Here is an 18,496-nt window from a genome sequence, read left to right as displayed (position 1 = left end):
CGCTTGCTTAATGTTATTGCAACACCAGCACTACTAACCTTCAACGTGCTTCATCCGTGCGCTGGCGGGCAGTTGAATGCCAGCCGATCCAGCCACGACATTCGGGTCGTGACCGGGAATAACGAAGTCCGCTATCTGCCGGATACGCCTGAGCGAAGCCAGTTCGGCGGCCGTCTCATGGACAATGCCGACCGGCACCAGATCCACGATGTTCTCCATGCAGCTTGCGCAGTCGCCGGCAATCAGGACCACGCCATCGGCCGTATCAACGGCAACCGATTGATGCCCCGGCGTGTGTCCCGGCGTTGGCACAACCCGCACGCCAGGCGCGATATCGGCAACACCATGCACGAATTGCCAGCGAAAATAGGCGAGCGGTTCGCGGCCGATCAGAAACTCCTGATAAAACGTGGACTGCGTCGGCAAGGGCCGGCCCGCGTATTCCCACTCGCTCGCCTGGACGACGAAACGCGCGTTCTTGAAGAGCGTGTTGCCGCCGGAATGGTCGTAGTGCAAGTGGGTGTTGATGACAATATCCACGTCGTCCGCGTTCCAGCCCACATACTCTTTCAGCGCACGCTCAAGCCGCTCTTCCGGTGCCTGCTCACAAGGACAGACGAAGCTCGACACCCAGCCTGGATCGTGAATCCCTGTATCCACCACAATCTTTTTGTCGCCGCCTACAATCGCCGTTGACCACACCGGAACTTTGATCTGCTGGCCGTAGTAGCGGCCATAGATCTGCGATGAACGGTCAACAGTCAGCCAGCCCGTAGGCATTGCCACGACCTTGAGTTTCGACACAGTCACGATGGTCTCCACCGTCAAAGGTTGAAGGAGTTGCGCCCGCTAAGGCGACCTTAGAAATTCGTGTTGTCCGCGCCCTTGAGCCCGAGCATGGCGCGCGCTTCGTCCGGGGTTGCAATCTCCAGCGAAAGGCCTTCGATCACCTGACGAATCTTCACGACCTGCGCGGCGCTGGATTCAGCCAGCTTGCCCGCCTCTATCCAGAGCGAGTCCTCAAGCCCGACCCGCACGTTTGATCCCTGCGCCACGCCCAGTGTTGCAAGCGGAATCTGGTTACGCCCGGCACCGAGGATCGACCACACGTAGTCGCTTCCGAACAAGCGGTCGGCGGTGCGGCGCATGTGCATGAGGTCTTCCGGATGCGGTCCGATACCGCCTAGCAGGCCGAACACGCTCTGCACGAAGAACGGCGGTTTCGCGAGACCGCGGTCAACGAAATGCGCCAGGTTGTACAAGTGCGAGATGTCATAGCATTCGTACTCGAAACGCGTACCGTTCGCGCCGCATGACGTGAGGATGTATTCAATGTCCTTGAACGTGTTCTTGAAGATCAGGTCGCGGCTATTTGCCAGATGCTGACGCTCCCAGTCATGCTTGAACTCCTTGAAACGGTCGAGCATGGGATAGAGGCCGAAATTCATCGAACCCATGTTCAGCGACGCCACCTCCGGCTTGAAATGGTGAGCGGGTTTTAACCGCTCCTCTACCGTCATGTGCGGACTGCCGCCACTCGTGATGTTGATCACCGCATCGGTCTCCGCCTTGATACGCGGCAGGAATTGCTGGAACACGGCGGGGTCTTGCGTGGGCCGGCCATCACTGGGATCGCGTGCATGCAGGTGCAGGATTGCCGCGCCCTCGCGGGCGGCGGCGAGCGCTGCATCGCCGATCTCTTGCGGTGTGACCGGCAAATACGGTGACATCGACGGAGTATGGATTGCGCCCGTGGGAGCACAAGTAATAATAACTTTACGCTTCGTTGCCATGCTGTAAGTCCTCGTCGGATAAGAAAAGCGTTCAGAGCACTTCCACGTTGCCGCACACCGAGATCGCCTGCCCCGAGATGCCGCTGCCACCCGGCGAGCACAGGAACAGCGCGGTCGCCGCCACTTCTTCCGGCGTGGTCATGCGACGCAGAGAAATTCTCCCGAGATACTCTTTTTCCATCTGCTCGTAGGAAAGACCCAACTGTTGCGCGCGTGCGGCGATCACCCGTTCAATGCGCGGCCCCTTCACAATGCCCGGCTGGATTGCATTGACGCGAATGTTGTCCGGGCCGAGCTCGATGGCCAGGCTCTTGGTGAGGCCGACGACCGCCCACTTGGTCGCCGAATAGGGCGTGCGATACGCATATCCGAGCCGCCCTGCCACCGATGACAACGCAATGATCGACCCGCCGTCACGCGCCTGGCGCAACAGCGGCACCGCGCGACGTGCGAAGTAGAACTGAGCATTAAGATTCACGTCGACGGTCTGTTCCCAGTCACCCGTATCCATCTCGTCGATACCGCCCGTCGGACCCGCAATCCCCGCGTTATTGATCAGCACGTCGAGGCCGCCGAGCTGCTCGTTTACATCGTCGAATACACGGTCGACCGCCGCGCGATCTGATACATCCGCGAGCGTCGCGGTGATCGCGTTCATCTCGGCGCTTTGTTCGGCTTCGTTGAGCGAATCGATGGCTCGCTGGCTCGAGTCGCAGACATGCACACGCGACCCGGCATCGACAAACGCACGGGCGATCACAAGACCGATGCCCGACGCGCCGCCCGTGACCAGCACGCGCAACCCCGCGTGGGGTTTCAACATCTGTAGAACTGTCATGCTTGTCTCCCTCGTTTTTTCGCGCAGCTTGCCGGCGCAACTCACAGGCACACGTCAAGCTCACGCCCTGGCCGCTTCCCTGCTCTGCAAGCGTTCCCGCAAGTCCGCTGCGGCGCCGCCGATGTCCTCTTCAATGCCCGCCCGCGCGCCTTCACCGTCGCCCTTCCAGAGAGCATCGACAATCTTGCGGTGCGCCGCCATCGACAACCTCATATGCGGGATGTCCGGTGCCACGAGGTTCAGGAATGGGCCAATGCGCATCCAGAGATTCTGGATGGTCGCGAGCGTCAGGTCGCTTGCGCCATGCGTATAGATTGCTATATGGAATTCGAAATTACTGCGCAGGTACGCGGGTACATCGCCGGCTTCCACGTGGGCATCCATGGTGTCGAACACCGCTTGCAGCGCGTTCAAATGTTCCTTGGTCATCCGCGATGCCGCCCGTTTCGCCACGCAGCCTTCAAGGGCGATCCGCACGTCGCGCAGCTCTTCGAGCAGGTCGAGCGTCATGGGGGGCACCATCAGCGCGCGGCCCGGCCCGTCGATCAACGCGCCTTCAGCTTGTAGCCGCGTGAGCGCGGCGCGTACCGGCATGGTCGATGAACCGACTGCTTCGGCAACCCCGCGCAAGCTCAGCGCCTGACCGGGCGCAAAGCGTCCCGTCATGATCGCCTCGCGCAACTGCGCGTAGACGCGGCCCGCCATGGTCTCGCGCGCCACCAGCTCAAGCGGCAGCGCGTCCGCGCTTATTTCACGTGTTGTCAATTAAACAGCTCCTTCCGAGATGTGTGACCTGTGATCACACCACAAGAAGGAGTTTGGTACCCTTGGCGCGCTTAGTCAACCTTCGAGTACTAGGGGAAAACGCGACTGCCGCGGAGTCGCCACGGCAAACGCGTCGGCTCCACCGCGGCGCTGCTCATGCAGTCTTTTTGTCGTCGCTCCGGGGCTGCGAATCGCGCAGATCGAACGGCGTCGACCGCTTGCGCTCCCCGGTCAGACGATAAATGGCATTGGCAATAGCCGGTGTCACCGCCGGGCTCGACAGTTCGCCTACGCCGCCCAGTTTGGCGAGGTCGCCCTGCACGATGTCGATATCGACGGCCGGCATGTCGCTCATCCGAGCCACCCTATACGTATCGAAGTTGTGTTGCATGACGCGGCCGTTACGGATGTCGATCTGGTCGAAGCTCGCGTGTCCCAGGCCCCACATCAGGCCACCATAGAGTTGCTCCTCCACGCCACCGGGCGAAACCGCCAGACCGCAATCCGCCACGCAGGTCAGCTTCTCTATGACGATCGCTCCATCCTTCTTCGCAACACGCGCGACGATCGCGACATAACTGCCGTATGCCTGATTGGTGGCAATGCCCAGCGCAACGCCTGCAGGCAACGGGTCTTGCCACCCCGCGCGCTCCGCTGCTCGCCTCAAGACCGCCGCATGGCGAGGCTGGTCATGCATGTTCGCCAGTCGGAACAGCAACGGGTCTTGCTTGCCGAGGTGTGCAGCTTCATCGATGATCGACTCGACCGCGAACACATTGGGGATGTAGCTGACCGCCCGATACCACCCCGTCGGGACACCCGTTTCATGACGCACCCAGCCAATGTCCAGATGCGGCGCGCGGTACGTGAACTCGCGTGCGTTGATGGCCTCGGTGGTGCTGTAGTCCATGCGATCCGCGCGATCGAAATAACCCGGCTCCCATTGTTCCGGCGAAGCCGGCGAGACGGCGCGCAGTTGCAACGCGGCCAGGCGGCCGTGCTCGTCGAGCGCCACCTTCGCGCGATGGTACGTAGCCGCGTGATAAAACAGCGCGCCCATCTCGGTCTCGCGGTTGTTCATCAGCTTGACCGGTTTGCCGGTCTTTACCGCGAGGTAGGTGACTTCGAACAGCCAGTATTTGGATTCGCGCGCACCGAAGCTGCCGCCCGATACAAGCTCGTGCACCGTGACCTGATCTCCCTTGAATCCGCCGATCACAACGGCAGCCTCCTGCGCCGTTGAAGGAACCTGGATACCACCCCAGTAGGCTATGGAGTCCTTCCTTGCCCATGCGGTGACGTTGACGGGTTCCATAGGGTTCTGGGCTTTGTACGGCATCGAATACGATGCTTCGATCACGCGGGCCGGATGCGTCCACGCGGCCTTCGCATCGCCGGATTGAATGGTCGGCACGACATGCGCGGCCGGGCTGTCGAGCCACGCGGCCTGATGACCTGCAAGCGCGTCGCTGTTGAAGCTTTCGAAGAGGCTGTCATCCCACTCGATCTGCAACGCCGCCTGACCCTGATGCGCCGACCAGTAGTCATCCGCAAGAATCGCGACGCCTGCCTGATTGCCGCCGAGCACATCCGGCCGCCCCGGAATCTCGATCACGCTGCGCACGCCCGGCAGCTTGAGTGCGTTGGACGAATCGACGCTGCGCACGCGCGCGCCTATCACCGGCGCGCGAGTGATCACGGCGACCAGCATGCCAGGCAGATCGACGTCGATGCTGTATTGAAACGTCCCCGCGACCTTCTGCGCCGCCCCACGCTTCTTCTGCAGCTTGCCGATGTACTTGAATTGCGCGGGGTCCTTGAGCGCGACATCCTTCGGCGCAGGCTCGCGTGCGGCGGCGTCGGCAAGCGAGCCATAGTTCGCTCGGCGGCCGCTCGCCGCGTGCTCGACATAACCGTTCGCGGTCGAGCACGATGCAGCGGGCACGTTCCACTGGTTCGCGGCTGCAACCACAAGCATCGCTCTTGCGGTTGCGCCTGCCAGCCGAAGGCGATCGTATTCGAGCGAAACGCTGGTGCTGCCACCTGTTGAGAACACCTTCCACAATGGATGAATGTAGACCATGTAGAACGGATTCTCGGGCGTGATCACGTCGACCGCGAACGGGTCGACATCGAGTTCTTCCGCCACGATCGCTGCCAGCGCGGTCCGCGTTCCGGTCCCCGAGTCATGTTTGTGGACCACGAGTTTGATCGTGTCGTCGGGCAATACGCGGACCCATGCGTTGGGCTCAAACTCGTGGGTTGCGTTGCTTGTTGAAACAACACCTGACGCTTCGCTCGCCCGCGCGTCAGGCAGACGAAAACCGACGGCAACCCCTGCGGCGAGCAACGCCGAACCCTGCTTCAGGAAACGCCGGCGAGAGACCTCACGAGACTCGACCAAGGCCGCAGCCGGTTTGCTTGCGTCGCGCATCATGCCTCCTTTTTCGGCGACAGGAGTTCGGGCGCGGCGCGTTTGATAGCCCTTCGAATGCGCGCATAAGTGCCGCAGCGGCACACGTTGCCCGACATGGCTGCCGTTATCGTTTCGTCGTTGACTACAGGTTTGCCGTCGAGGAACGCCGCTGCCGACATCAACTGCCCGGGCTGGCAATAACCGCATTGCGGTACGTCCTCTTCAACCCATGCACGCTGCAATGGATGCTCGCCGGTCTTCGACAAACCTTCAATAGTCGTAATGCGATGCCCCGCTACCGCCGCGACCGGCAGCACACACGAGCGCATCGCATTGCCGTCGAGGTGCACGGTGCATGCGCCGCAAAAACCGCCGCCGCAGCCGAACTTCGTGCCGGTCAGTTTCAGGCGGTCGCGCAACACCCACAACAGCGGCATGTCTTCCGGTACATTGTCGAGCGTATGCCGCTCGTCGTTGACGATGATCTCGATCATGGTGTCTCCCTTCGCTTGTCGCTTGTTGTCCAGCCGTCGCGCCGATTATTGAAAGCCGTTAAATCCCGCGCCAGCGACAATTTCTTCCAACGGCCGTCAGTCCGACTAACAGGTATGTTCAAACGCTACCCATCCATCCAGTCGATGCAGTCCTTCCTCAACGCGGCGCGCGGCGGCAGCTTTTCGAGTGCAGCAAGGCAGCTCGACCTTACGCATAGCGCTATCAGCCAGCAAATCCGGACGCTGGAGGAATTCGTCGGACAGCCGTTGTTCGAACGCAAGAATGGGCGCGTCATGCTTAACGACGCCGGCGTGCTGTTCGCCAACCTGCTTGGCGATGGCTTCGAGCAGATCGACCGCGCGTTGTCCTCCGTGCAGGAGCGGCTGGTCGCACACTCCCTTACGCTCGATGTCGATCCAGAGTTGTCACAACACTGGCTTAGCTCGCGCCTGGCATGGCTGATTGAAGCGTTGGACGGACGTGCGCTGACTGTGCTGTCCACGCCTCGCCACGAGCGCACGGCGTTCGAACGCGTCGATATAGCGTTGCGATACGGCTACGGCGAATGGGAGGGTTATGAAAACATGCTGATGTGCAGCGACCGGCTGACGGTGATGGCCTCACCGGCGCTGGTGAAAAAATTCGGCCTGAATTTGCCGCTCGCGCCCGAAGCGGTGCTCGAATTGCCGCTGCTCGGTTATACGAAGCGATCATGGATTCCGTGGCTCGAGGCGGCCGGCTTGGCAGCGCTCGAACCCTCGAACACGCTAGCCGTGTTCGACAACGCGGCGAGCCTGATTGAAGCCATGGCAGCCGGCGTAGGCGCCGGGCTCGCACGGGGTTTGCTCGCGGCGGATGCGCTACGTGCGGGGCAACTGGTGGCGCTGACCGAGGTCGCCATTCCAACGCACTACAACTTGTACGCGGTGTGGCCGCAAGGCAAACGCGAGAGGGTGGCGGACGTGGTGGAGACGCTCAAGGCGCTCGTTGTGCAGAGCCTTGAGTAAAAGGTGTTTCATTGCAAGGTGTTTCATCGCAAGGTGTTTCGGCGCACTGGCGTACGGTATCGAGAAACAGCCGTAGCACCGGCGACGTATCGCCTGTCCGGAAGCGCGCATAGAGCGACACCTCCGGCGGTTGTCCACTCAACGGCTTGAAGACCACACCGCCGGTCGTCAACTGCTGCGACGAGGACGGCACCAGTGCCACGCCAAGCCCTTGCCTCACGAGGCACAGCAACGTCTGCACTTCGACCACCTCCTGCTCGATCTTCGGCGTAAACCCGGCTTCAATACAACAGTCCCGTAAGAACCTCGCAAGCTTCGACTGCGTCAGGCCAAACGACACGAAGCGCTCCGCGTGCAACTCCTTCAACGCGATCTCCTGTCTCTGTGCGAACCGGTGTCTCGGCGGCAGCACGGCCATTGCACATTCCCTCACGACCACCTCGCTCTGGATCTCGGGGTCGTCATGGGTCATACGAAAGAAACACACGTCAAGGCGGTGCTCCTTCAGCGCTTGTATCTGCGCGGCGGGCGTCATTTCGTGCAGCGTCCAGCGAACGGCGGGATAACGCTCGTCGAACGCGCGCAGCGCGAGCGGAATGGCGTCGACCATGGCAGAACTGATGATGCCTATCTCGAGGTTCCCAACTTCCCCTCGGCCCGCGCAACGGGCCAGATCGACCGCCCGTTCGAACTGCGCGAACACCAGGGGCACTTGTTCCTTCAGTGTTTTCCCTGCCTCCGTGAGTTCGACACGATGTTGCGAGCGCGTAAAAAGAGCCGTGCCCAGCTCCTCTTCAAGCAGCCTGATCTGCTGACTCAAAGGGGGCTGGGAAATGTGCAGGCGCGCGGCTGCGCGGCCGAAATGCAACTCGTCGGCAAGCACCGCGAAGTAACGCAACAGCCGGATGTCCATATCGCCTACGTATCAAGAGTCACGTTAAAAAATATTGTACAGAGCGCTTCGCTTTGAAGAGACTGCGAATCAAGCAGCAGTGCACATCAGTGTGACACTCGATGCCGGCGAGGGGAAAGCGCTAAAAAAATAGTGCTTTGAAAAGGGCCGCAATGCACATCCGCAGATGCGCCTGCCAGCGATCCGGCAACTGGCTAATGCCAGTTCCTCTGTTATGGGAGATCGAGTACATGATCATCGACACTAGCTGTTACCCGACCAACCTGGTCGACCTCGCCTGGCGCCACGACGGCGAGCCGTTCACGGGCGAACGCCTCCTCAAGACGCTCGACGGGCCCTATGTCATCAACGGCAAACCGCGCCGCATCGACAAGGCTTTTATCCAGCCGCCCCAGGGCAATACCATTTATACGTGGACCGACGGCGAGCGTTCAGGCCGCGAATCGATCGACGACTACATGGCCTACACCGTCGAGCTGACACAACGTTACCCCGACCGCCTGATAGGTTGCTTCGTCTACAACCCGCGCTGCGGTCCGGAGAACGGGGCCCGTGCCATTGAGTTCTACGCGAAGGAACACGGCTTCAAGATGGTCCAGTTGCAGGCCAACATGCACGCTTACCGGCCGGACCGCGCACTCGACTGGCTAAGGCCCGCACTGCGCAAATGCGCGGAGCTGGGTCTTATTGTCAAGCTGCATACCGGCGATGGTCCATACAGCATTCCGACCGAGTGGTATCCGCTGATCCGGGAGTTTCCGTCGGTGAATTTCATCATGGCGCACTTCGGCGTGCAGACCGGTGGTGTGTATTGCTTCGAGCCGTTCCAGATGGCGATGGATACCCCCAACGTCTATTGCGAATCGAGCTGGTGCCTGCAATCGCGCATTGTCGAATTTGCAAAGGTGCTACCCACGCACAAGATCCTGTACGGCTCCGACACACCGCCTAACGAACCGGGCATGTGGCTGCGCCTGCTTGAAGTCCTGTGCCACGAGCCGCCGCAAGGTCTCAATCTCGACGAAGACACGCTCGAGGATTATCTCGGCAACAACCTCGCGCGAATGATCGGCCTCGAACCGAGCCCGCCGCCGCGCAGTGTGGAGCAAGCACACGACTATCTGAACCAGTTTGCCGGAGTCCGCGCATGATTATCGATACCCACCTGCACCCGACCAATCTCGTCGACGAAGCCTGGCGCCATACCGGCGAGCCGTTCACCGGCGAGCGCTTGCTCAAGATGATGGACGGCCCGTACATGATCAACGGCAAGCCGCGCCGTATTGACATGGGGTTCATCCAGCCGCCGCCTGGCAACACGGGTTATCGCGACGGTAACCGGCGTGGCCGCGACGGCATTCGCGACTACATGGCGTACATCGCCGAACTGACGCAGAAATACCCCGACAGGTTTATCGGCAACTTCACCTACAACCCGCGCTGGGGCCCGGAAAACGGTGCGGCCGAACTCGAGTTTCATGTGAAGGAGTACGGCTTCAAGATGCTGAAGCTGCACGCCAACATGCATGGCTACCGGCCTGATCGTGCACTCGACTGGCTGCGTCCCGCCATGAAGAAATGCGCGGAACTGGGCGTGGTCGTGCTGATTCATACCGGCGACGGACCGTACACCATCCCGACGCAGTTCTATCCGATCATCCGCGAATTTCCGATGGTGAATTTCATCATCGGCCACTTCGGGATTCAGACCGGCGGCAACTATTCGTTTGAATCCTTCTGGATGGCAATGGACACGCCGAACGTGTATTGCGAGTCGGGCTGGTGTTATCAGTCGCGCATTGTTGAGTTTGCGAAGGAGTTGCCGCGTAACAAGATCGTGTTCGGCACGGACTCGCCGCCCAACGAGCCGGGCATGTGGCTGCGTGAACTGGAGATGCTGTGTTCGCCAGCGCCGCAAGGCATGGACCTGGACGAAGACGGGCTCGAAGACTACATGGGCAACAACATCGCGAGGCTGGTCGGCATTGAGCCGAGCAAACCGCCGAAAGATCTTGCCGAGGCTGAGAAGCGCCTCAAGGCGAGCTATGTGTAGTTGATGGAAGACCGCGGGCGCCGTATCCGTATCTGTATCCGTGCGCGCCCGCGGTCGTCTCACCTCTCTTGTCCACATGCCGGAGCCCACCATGGCCGATGCACGCTTGCACGATCTCGCGGGGACGCAGGACTTTCACGCGTTCGTGTCCTCCTATCGCGACCATTTTCCCCATGACGTGCTGACGATCAGGCAGCCGTTGTCCGCCGATCAGGATGTGACTGCATTGGTCGCCGAACTGGCGGCGCGAGGCCGGCACGAGATGCTGGTTTGTGAGCAGGTCGATGGTTTGGACACGCCGCTGGTCACTAACGTGTTTGCGTCGCGCAGTCGCATTGCGCGGCTGTTCGGTGTTGAACCGCCACAGTTGTTTGAAGCCTATCAACGCCGTGCGAATGCACCGCTCGCGCCGCGTTTTGTAGCGAATGGTCCAGTGCTCGATCAGGTCACCGAAGGCGATGCAGTCAACCTCGATCACCTGCCAATGATCCGGCATTTCGATACCGACCGCGGCCCCTACATTACCAACGCGGTGATCGTTGCCGAAGATCCGGTGACGGGCATCGCCAACCTGAGTTACCACCGTTCCATGCGCCACGCGCGCAATGCACTCGCCACCAGCCTGCATTCACGCGGCCACCTCTGGCGAATGCTGCAAAGCGCGCAGCAACGCGGTGACGTGCTCCGCGTTGCAATGGTGATCGGTGCTCATCCGCTCTTCATGCTCGCAGCTTCCGCGCGGGTGCCGTTCGGGACGGACGAGCGTTCGATTGCCGGGGGCCTGTTCAACGCGCCGCTTGAACTCGTGCGCACGCCGCGTTACGGCATAGGCGTACCCGCTGCTGCGGAGTTCGTGCTCGAAGGCACGATCGATCCGACCGAGCGCGCCGAAGAAGGTCCGTTCGGGGAGTTCTCAGGTTATTCATCGGACCGCTCGACCAACAACGTGCTTCGCCTCGACACCATGATGCGCCGTCGCGATGCATGGCTCGTCGACGTGGTCGGCGGCCCGTATGCCGAGCACCTGACGCTCGCGCGCTTGCCGCGCGAAGCGGAAATGAGCGAGAAGTTGAAGGCGCGTTTTCCATCCGTGACAGCGCTTCATTACCCGAACTCCGGCACGCACTTCCATTGCTATGTCGCACTGAACCAGTCGCGCGACGGTGAGGCGCGCCAGATCATGCTCGCATTGCTGGGCTGGGACCCTTATCTGAAGAACGTGATTGCGGTGGACAGCGACATTGACATCAGTGAGGACTCGCAAGTGTTATGGGCGGTCGCCACGCATTTCCAGCCGCATCGCGACCTGTTCGTTATCGACGGCTTGCCAGGCAGCCCGCTCGATCCTTCGTCATCGGCTTCAGGCACGACCTCGCGCATGGGTATTGACGCGACTCGCGGGTCCACGTTCGACGGCGTTCGTGCACGCATCGGCGAACGTGCGATCGATCATGCGCGCTCATTGCTTGCTGGTCTCGAGCGCGGAGTGCCGGCATGACGATCGATAAAACCCGCCGCATGGTGGTCGGCATCAGCGGTGCATCAGGATTCGTCTACGGCGTGCGCTTGCTTGAATTGCTGCGAGCACTGAATGTGGAAACGCACCTGATCGTCTCGCGCGCGGCCCTGCTTACGATGACGCACGAGACCCATTACAAACTCGCCGACGTCAGCGCGTTCGCCACCACGACACATCGTTGCGACGACCTTGCAGCAAGCGTCGCAAGCGGCTCGTTTCGCACGATGGGGATGATTGTCGCGCCCTGCTCAATGAAGACGCTGGCAGAAATTGCTAACGGCATGTCGTTCGGGCTGATTTCAAGAGCAGCCGACGTGACGCTGAAAGAACGTCGGCCGCTTGTCCTGCTCGCGCGCGAGACACCGCTCACGCTCGCGCATCTGCGCAACATGACCGCTGTCACCGAGATGGGGGCCATCGTGGCCCCGCCCGTTCCCGCGTTCTATACGCGGCCGCAATCGCTTGAACAAGTGATAGATCACACGCTAGGCCGTGTGCTCGACTTGTTCGGGCTCGAGACAGGCACCGTCACGCGCTGGCGGGAAGCCGTCGAAGAACCGCTTTCCGTATGAAGTTTCGCATGAAGGCTAGCCACGCATCAGCAGTCAGTACGACCACCAGGAGACGATTGATGAACACCATTCACATGACCCATCATGAAGCCGCGAAAATTCCGGTCACCATTTTGGCCGGCTTCCTTGGCGCGGGCAAAACAACGCTGTTGAACTACATCCTGCGCGAAAACCACGGCCGCAAGATTGCCGTAATCGAAAACGAATTCGGCGAAATAGGCATCGATGGCGGTCTGGTGCTTGAATCGACCGAAGAAATCTACGAGATGACGAACGGCTGTGTCTGCTGTGTCGGCGCGGTGCGCGAGGATCTGGTGCGCATCGTACGCACACTGGTCGACAGGCCCGAGCGGCTCGATCACATCATTGTGGAGACAAGCGGTCTTGCCGATCCGTATCCGGTCGCGCAAACCTTCTTTCTCGACGACCCAATCGCGAAACAGGTCACGCTCGACGCAGTCGTGACGATGGTGGACGCGAAGCATATCGCGGCCCACCTGGACGATATCCTCCTCGACGGTTCGGACAATCAGGCAGTAGACCAGATCGTGTGCGCGGACCGCATTGTGATCAACAAGGTAGATCTTGTGAGCGACCAGGAAGTTGCCACCCTGACCGCCCGGATTCGCGGATTGAACGCCACCGCCGACATCGTCCCGTCAAGCTATGCGCTGATCGACCTGGGGAAGATCCTTGGCGTCGGCGCCTCCGAGTTCTCTCAGCAGTTGGTCGAGACGGGCGGACTCTCCGAGCATGAGCATGAAAATCACGAGCACCACGAGCACGCCGGTAAGCACGCAGATGAACACGAACACGACGCCAGTGTCTCATCGGTCGGTATCGAAGTATCCGCCGAAGTCGATCTCGACGCGTTGCAGGATTGGCTTGCCCAACTACGCTCATCGGATGCGAGCAAGCTGTTTCGCATGAAGGGCATTCTTGCAGTACAAGGGCAACCGTGCCGCTACGTTCTGCAAGGAGTGCATAACGTTATCGAACTGCGCGCGGCGCAAGCCTGGGGTTGCGAGCCTCGGACCAGCCGCATTGTTTTTATTGGCCGCGATCTCGATCGTGCCGAACTGACCGACCGCTTCCATGCCTGTCTCGGCACGCCTATAACGGCCTGACGGGTTGAACAGCCGGCCCGCGGATTACTCGTGGCGAGACTGCTGCCAAAACAGCGCGTGCACACGTGCCGCGGACCGCGTGCTGGTCAATAACGAAAATTCAGGAGACGTTCGATGAACACCGCCCCACACCCTGTTGATCAGCGGCTGCCGAAGCGCCAGGTTATTACGCTCGGACTGCAGCACATGCTGGTTGCTTATATCGGTGCGATTGCCGTGCCGCTTATCGTCGCGTCGGCGCTCAAGATGTCGTCCGCCGACACGACCGTCCTGATCAGCACCGCGCTTTTTTGCTCGGGTATCTCGACACTGCTGCAGACCATCGGCTTCTGGAAATTCGGCGTGCGTTTGCCGATCCTGCAAGGCGTTGCGTTCAGCAGTGTGGGACCGGTGATCGCCATTGGCTCGAATCCGAATGTCGGCTTCGCGGGCGTGTGCGGCGCTGTGATCGGGGCGGGTTTGTTCACCCTGTTCGCAGCACCCCTGGTCGGCCGGCTGCGACGCTTCTTTCCTCCAGTCGTGACCGGATGCATCGTGACAGTGATCGGCCTGCAGTTGTTTCCGGTGGCCTACGAGTGGGCAGCAGGCGGCCGGCAGAACCCCCAATTCGGCGCATCGCCATTCCTGCTGGTCGCGCTGTTCGTCGCCCTCGTGATACTCGCGGTCAATCGCTTCGGTTCGCCGTTCCTGCGCAACCTGTCGGTGTTGATCGGGCTGATTGCCGGTGGTGTTGTCGCGTGTCTGCTCGGGATGGGGAACTACAGCGGTGTCAGGAGCGCGCCGTGGTTCACCGTACCCTATCCATTCCACTTCGGTACGCCGGTGTTCGCCGTCGTACCCGTGTTGACCATGATCGTTGTCATGGTCGTGCAGATGGTCGAGTCAATGGGGCTTTTCATCGCGATCGGTGGCATTGTCGACAAGCAGGTCACCGAAGAGGAGGTCGTGCGCGGCCTGCGCGCTAACGGCCTTGCCAGCGCCATCGCCGGAATGTTCGCGGCGTTTCCGTTTATCGCGTTCATGGAGAACGTCGGGCTCGTGATCCTCACCGGTGTGCGAAGCCGCTGGGTAGTCGCCACCAGCGGTGCGCTGATGTGCGTCGTGGCCCTGGTGCCGAAGATAGGCGCGGTCGTCGCAGCGACGCCTGCCGCCGCGCTCGGCGGCGCCGGGATCGCCATGTTCGGGGTAGTCGTCGCAGCTGGCGTGCAAACACTCTCGAAGGTTGACTTCGAAAGCAACCGATACAACGTGTTGATCGTGGGCTTCACGATCGCGACCGCATTGATTCCCGTGATGGCCCCCGAGGTATTCAAGCAGATGCCCGAGTGGACCCAGCCGTTCCTGCATAGCGGCGTCGTGCTCGCCTGTCTCGTCTCCGTGGTCCTCAATGCGGTGCTTAACGGCGCGCACGAGGAGGTCGTGGTCGAGACGCATCAACTGGCCCGGGAATAAGGCGAACCCAGGCGAACCCAGGCAAACCCAGCCAAACCAACACACGCGGCGGGGGTGTCCGTGCCGCCGCACAGCATGAGCGTTGCAAGGAGAGACACAAAGTGAGCACCCCAAACGAAGCCCTGTTGATCAAGAATCCGCTCGCTGTCATGAGCGGCCTGCGCGGCGAACACGCCCGCCTCGGTCAAGTCGACCTGCGCATTCGCGCGGGGCGGATCGAGGAAATCGGTCCGCAACTCGTGGCGAGAGAAAATGAAAGAGTCATCGATGCCAGTTCCTGCGTGGTCTATCCGGGCTGGGTCAACACGCATCATCACCTGTTCCAGAACTTATTGAAGGCGGTCCCGGCCGGTATCAACGCGGATCTTCAGGAATGGCTTGCTGCGGTGCCGTACCCTCGCCTCGCGCGCTTTACACCCGACCTGGCTCGCATCGCCGCCCGGCTCGGTCTCGCGGAACTCCTGCTCTCGGGTGTGACGACCTGCGCCGATCACCATTATCTGTACCACGCAAAAGGCACGACCGAAACCGGCGACCTTCTGTTCGAGGAAGCCGCTGCGTTCGGCATGCGCTTCGTGCTGTGCCGTGGTGGTGCACTCCAGGCGGCGGGGGACCATCCAGGGTTTGCGAACAGCGTGTTGCAGCCGGAGTCACTTGACCAGATGCTCGGAGACATTGAGCGCCTGAAGTCCCGCTATCACGATGCCCGCCCCGACTCCATGCGCCGGGTCGTGGTCGCGCCCACCACGCCGACCTTTTCGTTGCCGCCCGCGCTGTTGCCGGAAATCGCACGTGCAGCGCGCGGCATGGGCCTACGTCTGCATACGCACCTGTCCGAGACGCGTCGTTACGTCGACTTCTGCCGGGAGAAATTCGGCATGCTGCCCGTCGAGTTTGTCGCTGAGCATGAATGGCTTGGGCCAGATGTCTGGTTCGCCCATCTGGTTCATCTGGAACCCGGCGAGATCACCATGCTCGCGCAAACGCGGTCCGGTTGCTCGCATTGCCCTGTCAGCAATGCGCGGCTTGGCAGCGGTATTGCGCCGGCGCCGCAGATGGCGGCAGCAGGCGTGCCTATGTCACTGGGTGTGGATGGCGTGGCCTCGAACGAGTCCGGGAGCATGACCAACGAAGCGCATTTTGCATGGTTATTGCACCGTGCGGCGCAGCAGGTATCCGCCACTACCGTGGAAGAAATCATTCACTGGGGGACGGCCGGCGGCGCAGCCGTGCTTGGTCTGGATGCGGTTGGCACGCTGGAAGTGGGCAAGGCGGCAGACCTGGTGCTGTACGACGTCGACGCGCTGCGTTTCAACGGCTTTCACGATATGGCGATCGCGCCGGTGGCAGCCGGCGAGCCAACCAAAGTTCGATACAGCATCGCGAATGGCCGCGTTGTAGTCGACGACGGAGAGATCCCCGGGCTGGATCTGGATGAACTCCGGCGGGACGCCAGAGAGGGAGTGCGGCTCTTGCTTGCTTAGGCGACAGCAAGCGCAGCTCAGTCAAGCGCTGGAGCTTCTGGCGCACGGTCACGCGGTGGCGGAGGTAGCCGACGCGCTCGGCTACGCCACGCCGAGTAGTTTCATCTTCATGTTCCGGCGAGCCTTAGGCGACTCCCCGGCAAGCTACTTCGCCAAGCGCGCCAGGAGTCAATGACCAGTTCAGGTTTGTGCGGACGACTCGAACGCGACGGTCAGCGTCCAGGTGGTCGTCATGTGCGAGCCAATAAGCGTTGAAGAATTCGCGTCCTGGGCCGGTGTTCGTGCTGTCAGGCAAACCGCTTAGAGTCCCACCGCAGCCGGATTCATTTCGATGTGCAAAACCACCAGCCATAACTTCGGACAATCGGGCGCGATCTTGAGCGCCGGATTGGTCTTGTCCACGGGGGTGATACAGCCTTTCTCGCGCGCCAGCAAATACGCGCGCCGTGCGTCCGACTGCAACCATATGCTCACGAGACCGCACGTCAGGAAACTGAACATGGTCGTGATAAGACCCGGCGCCCCCGGATCAAGCTGTTGCACCGCATACGCGAATACCGTAGTCAGCACCTGATTCGCCACGATAGCGACACACACCACCTTCGCCATGCCCCTGATTCGCATAGCTGTATGAAGCTTTAACACGATTGTTTACTCTTGACTGAACGCCGGTAGATGTTGGTTGGTTGATCGACGTGCTTGCCGACGTGCATATTGTCGTGCTTATTGCCCCGCTTGTGATAGTCACTTACCTAGTGAACCATCGTTACCGGTGTTTGCATGCTACGCCATAACTTGTTCATCACCCACCATCGGGTAAGAAAGCCCAGGTGACTGGCGTCGACAAGGACAATGTCCGAGCGCTTTTCAGCCGCGCGCGCCGCGATGGTTCCAGCCACTGGCCCAAACACACGCGACCAATGATACGGAACCCCCGCGTCGTCCAGAATAGCGCGTGTCTGGCTGAGCGCACTCAGCATCGCGCGCTTTTCCTGCAAGCGCAGCGCGCTGCGGGAATGAAAAGCACTGGCGCGGCCCTGGTCAGGAGGCTCAAGCACCTCCATCAACTCGACCTCGGACACGCAGTGCTCGGCAAAAAGAAATGCAGCATGGCGTGCCGCCTGAAGTGCGCCTTCCTTGTTTATCACCGGTATCAGTACGCGTAACATGAGCTTCCCCGTTTTCGCTACCACTACAACTTGATTACAGCAGGTCCAGCGTTAAACGTGAGCAGAGTTTCGCGCCTTTCGCGTAAAAATTGTGTCAAGGAATTGATTCAAGTAATTGAGTCAAGGCGACCCTACAAGCGCAACCTTGGTGGCATCGTCCGGCGGCGTGTGCAGGCTGGCCGAGAACTGCCTCATGCGAAAAGCCACGCGTTGGGCATATCCCTTGCCGCCGCCGCTGTATCGTTTGAGCGCGACGCCAAGGTCACCGCCCGACGCATCAAGATACTCACGAAGGATCGAAGAACCTACCCGCACGTTCTCGGCGGGTTCGGTCAGATCGTTGCCCGATGCAAATACCTGCGGATGAGCGGCCGGGAGGATCTGCATCAGGCCCTTAGCGCCGGCAACGCTGACCGCTTGCCGGTCGAACCCTGACTCGGTTGCAATGACCGCGAGCAATAGCACGGGTGACATTGCATATTCGTTTGCCGCGCTGATGACCGCACGCGCAATCAGCGTGGCCTCTTGCCGGGCCACCCGGAACTGCCGCCATAACACCGCCGCTACATCTGCAACCTGTGGCGATTCGCCAGGTGAGGATTCGACGCTAGCCGATATTTGCCCATCAGGCATTGTCCGGTCATTGGTTGCATCCGTTGCATTGGTCGCATATGCAGCGCTTGCAGCCATGAACGAAAACGCGCAGAGGGCAAGTCTCGCGCACAACCGTCGCCTTGATTCTTTTGACTGGTTCTCATGCATCACGGTCCCTTCTCGTTTGCGTCCGGGAAGGCTACGCCGTGCGGCGTATCGGTCGAGATAAAAGCGGAGCATGCCGTATCAAGAACGCGTCAAGACGTGATCTTTCAGCGTCTAATTTGTGGAATCTATAT

18 protein-coding genes and 1 pseudogene are annotated in these 18,496 nt (G+C 60.7%); 9 read left to right on the top strand and 10 right to left on the bottom strand.

What is annotated here, in order from left to right; all coding sequences use genetic code 11:
• Positions 1–33: 33 nt before the first annotated feature.
• From SBC1_RS25580 to SBC1_RS25555, 6 genes are all read right to left on the bottom strand, one after another.
• Positions 34–780, bottom strand: coding sequence for an N-acyl homoserine lactonase family protein (locus tag SBC1_RS25580; protein WP_165101663.1), 747 nt, complete (start codon positions 778–780; stop codon positions 34–36).
• An 80-nt stretch (positions 781–860) separates the two neighbouring features.
• Positions 861–1,793: a 3-keto-5-aminohexanoate cleavage protein gene (locus tag SBC1_RS25575; protein WP_165101073.1), complete on the bottom strand. Its 933-nt coding sequence runs from the start codon at positions 1,791–1,793 to the stop codon at positions 861–863.
• 31 nt (positions 1,794–1,824) lie between these two features.
• Positions 1,825–2,631 carry an SDR family oxidoreductase gene (locus tag SBC1_RS25570; RefSeq protein WP_165101077.1) on the bottom strand — a complete coding sequence of 269 codons (807 nt, stop codon included), beginning with the start codon at positions 2,629–2,631 and terminating at the stop codon, positions 1,825–1,827.
• Positions 2,632–2,691: 60 nt separating this feature from the next.
• Positions 2,692–3,336 carry a GntR family transcriptional regulator gene (locus SBC1_RS25565; protein ID WP_165101667.1) on the bottom strand — a complete coding sequence of 215 codons (645 nt, stop codon included), beginning with the start codon at positions 3,334–3,336 and terminating at the stop codon, positions 2,692–2,694.
• 214 nt (positions 3,337–3,550) lie between these two features.
• A complete protein-coding gene (locus SBC1_RS25560) occupies positions 3,551–5,833 on the bottom strand; it encodes a xanthine dehydrogenase family protein molybdopterin-binding subunit (RefSeq protein WP_241202191.1) in 2,283 nt (760 codons plus the stop codon).
• The gene (locus SBC1_RS25555; RefSeq protein WP_165101080.1) at positions 5,830–6,306 is read right to left on the bottom strand and encodes a (2Fe-2S)-binding protein; all 477 of its coding nucleotides are present in this window, start codon (positions 6,304–6,306) and stop codon (positions 5,830–5,832) included. Before SBC1_RS25555 ends, SBC1_RS25560 begins: the two co-directional genes overlap by 4 nt.
• A 114-nt stretch (positions 6,307–6,420) precedes the next feature.
• Between SBC1_RS25555 and SBC1_RS25550 the strand changes: the two genes are divergently transcribed.
• Positions 6,421–7,314, top strand: a complete 894-nt coding sequence (locus SBC1_RS25550; protein ID WP_165101083.1) for a LysR family transcriptional regulator — start codon at positions 6,421–6,423, stop codon at positions 7,312–7,314.
• Here the strand turns inward: SBC1_RS25550 and SBC1_RS25545 are convergent.
• Complete coding sequence (locus SBC1_RS25545) at positions 7,283–8,227, bottom strand: LysR substrate-binding domain-containing protein (protein ID WP_165101086.1); 945 nt, start codon at positions 8,225–8,227, stop codon at positions 7,283–7,285. The two genes, SBC1_RS25550 and SBC1_RS25545, sit on opposite strands and share 32 nt — an antisense overlap.
• 230 nt (positions 8,228–8,457) lie before the next feature.
• Between SBC1_RS25545 and SBC1_RS25540 the strand changes: the two genes are divergently transcribed.
• The 8 genes and pseudogenes from SBC1_RS25540 to SBC1_RS25505 all read left to right on the top strand — a co-directional run.
• Complete coding sequence (locus SBC1_RS25540) at positions 8,458–9,378, top strand: amidohydrolase family protein (protein WP_165101674.1); 921 nt, start codon at positions 8,458–8,460, stop codon at positions 9,376–9,378.
• The gene (locus SBC1_RS25535; RefSeq protein ID WP_165101089.1) at positions 9,375–10,280 is read left to right on the top strand and encodes an amidohydrolase family protein; all 906 of its coding nucleotides are present in this window, start codon (positions 9,375–9,377) and stop codon (positions 10,278–10,280) included. Before SBC1_RS25540 ends, SBC1_RS25535 begins: the two co-directional genes overlap by 4 nt.
• Positions 10,281–10,371: 91 nt before the next feature.
• Positions 10,372–11,778 (top strand): UbiD family decarboxylase, encoded by a 1,407-nt coding sequence (locus SBC1_RS25530; RefSeq protein ID WP_165101092.1) that lies wholly within the window; start codon positions 10,372–10,374, stop codon positions 11,776–11,778.
• A complete protein-coding gene (locus tag SBC1_RS25525) occupies positions 11,775–12,371 on the top strand; it encodes a UbiX family flavin prenyltransferase (RefSeq protein ID WP_241202192.1) in 597 nt (198 codons plus the stop codon). Before SBC1_RS25530 ends, SBC1_RS25525 begins: the two co-directional genes overlap by 4 nt.
• A gap of 59 nt (positions 12,372–12,430) precedes the next feature.
• On the top strand, positions 12,431–13,498 hold the full coding sequence (locus SBC1_RS25520) for a GTP-binding protein (RefSeq protein ID WP_165101095.1): 1,068 nt from the start codon (positions 12,431–12,433) through the stop codon (positions 13,496–13,498).
• Positions 13,499–13,612: 114 nt separating this feature from the next.
• A complete protein-coding gene (locus SBC1_RS25515; RefSeq protein WP_165101098.1) occupies positions 13,613–14,950 on the top strand; it encodes a nucleobase:cation symporter-2 family protein in 1,338 nt (445 codons plus the stop codon).
• A 149-nt stretch (positions 14,951–15,099) separates the two neighbouring features.
• A complete protein-coding gene (locus tag SBC1_RS25510; RefSeq protein ID WP_371826760.1) occupies positions 15,100–16,434 on the top strand; it encodes an amidohydrolase family protein in 1,335 nt (444 codons plus the stop codon).
• Position 16,435: 1 nt separating this feature from the next.
• Positions 16,436–16,609 (top strand): annotated as a pseudogene (locus tag SBC1_RS25505) (helix-turn-helix domain-containing protein); the annotation flags it as partial.
• 125 nt (positions 16,610–16,734) lie between these two features.
• Here SBC1_RS25505 and SBC1_RS25500 read toward each other — a convergent pair.
• From SBC1_RS25500 to SBC1_RS25490, 3 genes are all read right to left on the bottom strand, one after another.
• Complete coding sequence (locus SBC1_RS25500; RefSeq protein WP_241202193.1) at positions 16,735–17,079, bottom strand: hypothetical protein; 345 nt, start codon at positions 17,077–17,079, stop codon at positions 16,735–16,737.
• A 107-nt stretch (positions 17,080–17,186) separates the two neighbouring features.
• Positions 17,187–17,603, bottom strand: a complete 417-nt coding sequence (locus SBC1_RS25495; RefSeq protein WP_165101108.1) for a universal stress protein — start codon at positions 17,601–17,603, stop codon at positions 17,187–17,189.
• A gap of 120 nt (positions 17,604–17,723) precedes the next feature.
• Positions 17,724–18,236, bottom strand: coding sequence for a lytic transglycosylase domain-containing protein (locus SBC1_RS25490; protein ID WP_241202194.1), 513 nt, complete (start codon positions 18,234–18,236; stop codon positions 17,724–17,726).
• Positions 18,237–18,496 lie beyond the last annotated feature (260 nt).

The sequence above is a fragment of the Caballeronia sp. SBC1 genome (assembly GCF_011493005.1).
GTDB lineage: Bacteria > Pseudomonadota > Gammaproteobacteria > Burkholderiales > Burkholderiaceae > Caballeronia.
This window is presented reverse-complemented; position numbering and strand designations above follow the sequence as displayed.